Genomic DNA, 5,082 nt, shown 5'->3' on the forward strand with positions numbered 1-5,082 from the left:
AACGGGCAGCGGTTGACGTTACGGCCGGCGGTGGGAAGTCCGTGAATTTTCAGGCGGCGATACACCGTCAGCCAACGCCCATGACACATTTCCTGTGCCGTTGCCATGTCGTGCAGCGTGGTGTTCGCCAGTTGGTGCGCGGCCAGTAGCTGGCGGGGTGTGTGGCCGTCCGTAACGCGGGGCGCGTCAATGATGGCATTCCGCATCAGCGGACGATGTTGCTGCACAAAGTCAGCCAGCCGGAAGGTTTTGAAGGTGCCGCAGCGGGTCAGACAATTCAGGTGCGCGATGCGCTCAGCCTGAAAGTAGGCGACCACCTCCAGCCGTTCACCGTTACCCAGCCCCTGAAACCACTCGCCCACCGCAGGCAGGCGAGTGAACAAGGGGGCGCTCATTCGGATGTTGGCTGTCATGTCGCAGGGAAAATCCGGCTTGGCCGTGTCGATGTCGTTCCACGGTTGATACTGCGTGCGATTAGCCATGCTGCACCGCCTTGGCCGGGATGCGGCCAGCGAACAGCAGCACGAAATCACGCGCCAACAGGCGGCGAGCGGTCAGTTCATCGGGAGCGGTCACAGATTCACGGTGCGGAACGGCGTCGAGGTCAGCGCGGCGCACGGCGAGGAAATAAAAAACAAACTCAGGGGAATTCTGGGTGTAGCGGGTCATAGCCATGATAACGGCCTCACAAGTTGATTTTTCAACCTGCCTCCCGCTGCAAAACGGGGTGGCAGGACGTGGCGGGGTTTGCAGACTGGCACTTGTGAGACCAGCAGGCGCGAAGGCCTCCCCGCCACGTCCCACCATAATTCTGGCGCAACATGGCAAATCACGGACATAAAAATACCGCATTACGGATTGTTTGCGGTTGTCCGCACAAGTGTTCAGGCTGCAAAACCCGACTGCCCAATGTGGGGCAGCGGTGAAACGATAGCCGCTTGCTGAAAATCCGTCAACGGAAAATTGCGGGTCAGTGAAATTATTCATGCCGTTACCCCTGCGTACTCAGTAACACCGGGGCCAGCTTTTCCAGCCACGCCCGCAATTCTTCCGCGCGGTAGCCGTTGGCGTTGTCGCCCATCTTGACCGGTGCGGGGAATTTCCCCTTTCTGCGCCAGTGCCACAGCGTGCTACGGGCGACCGGGGCCACATGGATCAACACGTCTTTTTCTCGCACCAGACCGGTTTCCGGCAGGGTGAATGCTGCGCTATCTCGTTTCATGGTCAATGTCCTTGCGTTGACGGTCAGTAAAACCGTATCGAACGCCATTGAACCGGATAGAGCAGGCGGCGAAGAGGTGAAGCCGGTCAGGGGGTAATTACCGGCGTTACACCTGTTACACCTTTTTCAATCCCGGTGTAACAGTAGGTGTAACGCCATATTTGTATTAATACTCAATAAGTTAACTAATAAAAAAGTAGTCTGTTACACCGTTACACCTTTTTTAGCCTCGCGCGTGTAGGTGTTTTTTATTTCAGGCAAAAAAAAGACCGCTGATTAGCGGTCATGTCAGACGTGGTGCGGCTCAGGCGTTGGATACCCGCCTGAAATCGACCGGCACAACCGCGCCGGAGACTTCGCTACCATCAACAAAATCAGCCCACCACTGCATGATGCGGGTACGTTCTGGCAGGTACTGCGCCCGGTTGTAGGCCGCTCGCACCTTGTTTCGCTCCACGTGTGCTAACTGGCGCTCGATGGCATCCGGGCTGAATCCGTGTTCGTTGAGTACCGAACTCGCCAGCGCCCTGAATCCGTGCGGCACAGCCTTACCCCGCCAGCCAAGCCGAATCATGGCCGTGCTTAACGCATTGGTGGTGATGTGTTTGGCTGCGCTACTGCTGGGGAACAGGTAACGGCTTTTCCCTGACAGCGCCCGCAACGATACCAGCATGGTAAGCGCCTGCTCAGACAGCGGCACAAGGTGGTCACTGCTCCCCTTCATGCGGCTGGCGGGGATGCGCCACAGTCGTTTCTTTTCGTCGAACTCCTCCCATTCTGCCCCGCACAGCTCAAAGGGGCGGACGAACGTCAGTAGCAACAGGCGCAGCCCCCACTTGGTGAAAGGGTGACAGGATGAAGCATCCAGCCCAGACAGAAAACGGGGAATATCGTCCACTGGCAGGGCCGGTCGATGGCTTTTTTCCTGCCGGGATACCACGCCGGTAAGCTCACTGGCCGGGTTGTGCTCAATGAGCCCGGTTTGCACGGCAAGGCGTAACACCTGCGTGATGTACGACAGGTTCAGGGCGGCGATACCCTGACCGTGTTTGCGCTCCAGTCGCCGCACCAACTCCAGTACATCAAGCGGGGTAATATCCGTGACCCGCATGTTACCCAGCGTTGGCAGCACGTCACGTTCAATGCGCAGACTCTGCTTGAGGTGAGTCCGCTCTGTTACACGGTCTTTCCGCAATCGCTGCCACTCAGCGAGCACGGCGCTGAATTTGTTCATTTCAGCCCGCTGCTCTGACCTCATGTGTTCCTGCTTGGCCCTCGCAGGGTCGTTACCCGCCGCCACACTTCGGCGGGCATCTATCGCCAAGTCCCGCGCCTCAGCCAGCGAGATGGCGGGATAGTCGCCCATCGTCAATTTTTTCTCTTTGTTAACAAAGCGATACTTGTAACACCACACCTTACGCCCGGACGGACGCACCTCAACATACAATCCGTATCCATCGTAAACCTTGTACGGTTTACCCCTTGGAGCCGCGCCCCGCAAGGCTTTGTCGGTTAATTTCATGGTCATTTTTCCTGTTTAAAAATCATAGCAAGCCCCACTTTGTTAAAACCAAGCCCCCAATCAAGCCCCACTTCAAGCCCCACTTTTAACGAAACTGTATGAAACGCTATAAAACCGCATCGAACAAAGCAGGCTTATAAAACAGAGGGTTAGGGGTGATTTTAAAACCGTATGAAACGCTATAAAACAGTAGATTAGATATGCGTCCGGTATCCAGACCCCGTCTTCCTTGAGGGTAAGCGTGGTCTTTTCCCCAGCCCCCAAACTGCCCCCGGTGAAGTTGCGTTTCATCAGGAAGAAAATGGCGTCGATGCCGTGCGGTTCGCTGACCACGTGCACGCGCTGGCCGGGTGTCCAGGGATGACCGTTCGGGGCGCGCAGCCCGCGCACGGCGACAGTGAGCGTAAAGCCCGCCAGACGTGCATCGGCCTGTGCCTTACGGGCGCGGAACTCCACTTCCTGCTGACTCTGCGCATCGTGAGTGACGATGATTTTTGGGCGATAGAGCGCAATTTGCGAGTCGGAGACCGAGGCGCGCATGGCATTCTGTCCGTCCTCGTCGCCGCTACCGTGTTGCTGGGCCAGGACTGTAGTCTGGGAATAACGGCGGGCGATGGACTCATCCTGCGTGATGCTCAGAATGTTGTTGCCCTGGCCGCTGTAGTTCATCACCAGTGTCCCGACCGGGGGCGTGGTGTAATCCGGGCCACCGATCACCAACGTGCCGTCCGGGTCCGTCCAGGGCCACAGACCGCTAGCTTCTGCTGCCTGGGTCAATGCCTCCCAGGCAGTCATGCCTGGCTCAATACTGGTTTTGGCGCTGGTCAGTGGCTTGGTGGCCGCGATACGGATATTGGTGATACCGAACGGCTTCACGATTTTGGCGATCACTTCCTGCAGCGTCATCTCGCAGGCGGTAAATATCGGCGCGGAACAGTCAACCAATACGGCATTGGCATCACGGCCTGACATCAGCAGCAGGTGTTGATTTTGCTGGATACCGTGGCGCAGTGTATCCATGCGGCCGGTCATGACCGTGTCCTGGCCAACTTTGAGCAGAACGCGCACGCCAGCTTTAATGTCCGCCGGCATTTTGCCGGACGGAAAACCCAGCGTCACCATCCAGCCATCGGCCGGAGTGAGCAGATCGGCATCGACCTCGTAGCGTTGCCAGTCATCATGCATGCTACTGCCGATGAGCAGCGCCAGCTTGTCACGCGGTTGGGGTTGTTTGGCTGCCGTGTTACCTGCAGCAGGGTTATTTGGCGTAGGCATAGAGCACCATTCCTTGCGTGATGTGATTCGGGCTGCTCAGGTCGGGGTTGAGGCGCAGCAATTCATCGGCGCGGCTGTAATCGCCGTACCAGAAGTGCGCCAGTAGATGGAGATTGCAATCGCTGTCCACTGTGCGCTGAATCAGCGGCGGTTCGGCCAGGATGACGGCCTGCGCCAGCGCCTGCAGCTGTAGCGCCAGGGTTTTCAGCGTCTCGACGATGACCGCATTGTCGCTGGTATCGGCGGTAGTATTACTGTTGAGGACACTCTCCTGTTGTACCAGAATCTCACGGGTGCGTTCAGCGTCGATGGCGTCCTGGATAGTGCTGCGCACGTCGGCCAGAATATCGCTGACCTGATCGCTGGAAAGCGTCGGGGTGATCAGCTCATTACCGAGGATCATGCCGGCGATACTGCCCAACTCAGTAATAACTGTGAGACGAGTGGTCTCGGTGATCGCCTGCAGATCTTCATCCGGCATCACTGTGGTGGTGGCCATCGTCGGGACGGTGATGACGTTGTTGCTGTTCTCGGAAACTCCTTGGCGGGCGCGTTGCGCCGGCATGGCAATAACACTGCCGCCCATACCGGTCAGCGAGCGCCAGTCAGAGGTGATGCGGTTGCCGGTGAAGGACAGCGTATTGCTGTAGGTATTCAGCTGCCCCTTGAGGTCGCTGACGAACTGGCCAGGCATATCCAGATAATCCAATCCGGACATCGCAATGCCGTTAATCTGAGCAGACAAACTCTGGATCATAAACTCAGCGGTATTGACCAGGTTGCGGTAGCGCTCCATGGTGTACTGCGCTTTCTGCAGTTCGGCCATCATTTTATTCCAGGCCGCCAGCGCAGCATCCAGCAGGCTGTCGGTGTTCAAATCAATCGCATCAGCCTGCTGGGTGGGGTACTGCCTGCTGAAAAACTGCTGGTCCGGGGCCGACTCGACAAACACCAGCTCAACATGGGCGCAGTCCACATAGTCAGCGCGGTGGAAGATGCCGCATTCAAGTAACTGCACCTTGGGATAAGAGCCGAATACCGGGTGGATCAGCTCACCGCTGCC

At 57.5% G+C, this 5,082-nt stretch carries 6 protein-coding genes; all 6 read right to left on the minus strand.

From position 1 onward, the window contains the following. Positions 1–482 (minus strand): hypothetical protein (locus ADK28_RS17605; protein ID WP_048796284.1); only part of this gene is annotated, 482 nt, incomplete at its 3' end. Continuing rightward, positions 475–987, minus strand: coding sequence for a host cell division inhibitor Icd-like protein (locus tag ADK28_RS33050; RefSeq protein ID WP_239686256.1), 513 nt, complete (start codon positions 985–987; stop codon positions 475–477). The genes ADK28_RS33050 and ADK28_RS17605, both read right to left, overlap by 8 nt. Before the next feature lie 4 nt (positions 988–991). After that, a complete protein-coding gene (locus tag ADK28_RS17615) occupies positions 992–1,222 on the minus strand; it encodes a helix-turn-helix transcriptional regulator (RefSeq protein WP_048796271.1) in 231 nt (76 codons plus the stop codon). A gap of 304 nt (positions 1,223–1,526) precedes the next feature. Beyond that, a complete protein-coding gene (locus tag ADK28_RS17620; RefSeq protein WP_048796270.1) occupies positions 1,527–2,744 on the minus strand; it encodes a tyrosine-type recombinase/integrase in 1,218 nt (405 codons plus the stop codon). A gap of 72 nt (positions 2,745–2,816) precedes the next feature. Beyond that, on the minus strand, positions 2,817–4,019 hold the full coding sequence (locus tag ADK28_RS17625; protein ID WP_053093515.1) for a phage baseplate assembly protein: 1,203 nt from the start codon (positions 4,017–4,019) through the stop codon (positions 2,817–2,819). Then, positions 4,003–5,082: hypothetical protein (locus tag ADK28_RS32215; protein ID WP_048796285.1), on the minus strand; the 1,080-nt coding region annotated here is incomplete at its 5' end. The genes ADK28_RS17625 and ADK28_RS32215, both read right to left, overlap by 17 nt.

This window comes from Serratia sp. 506_PEND (assembly GCF_001076875.1).
Taxonomy (GTDB): domain Bacteria; phylum Pseudomonadota; class Gammaproteobacteria; order Enterobacterales; family Enterobacteriaceae; genus Serratia; species Serratia marcescens.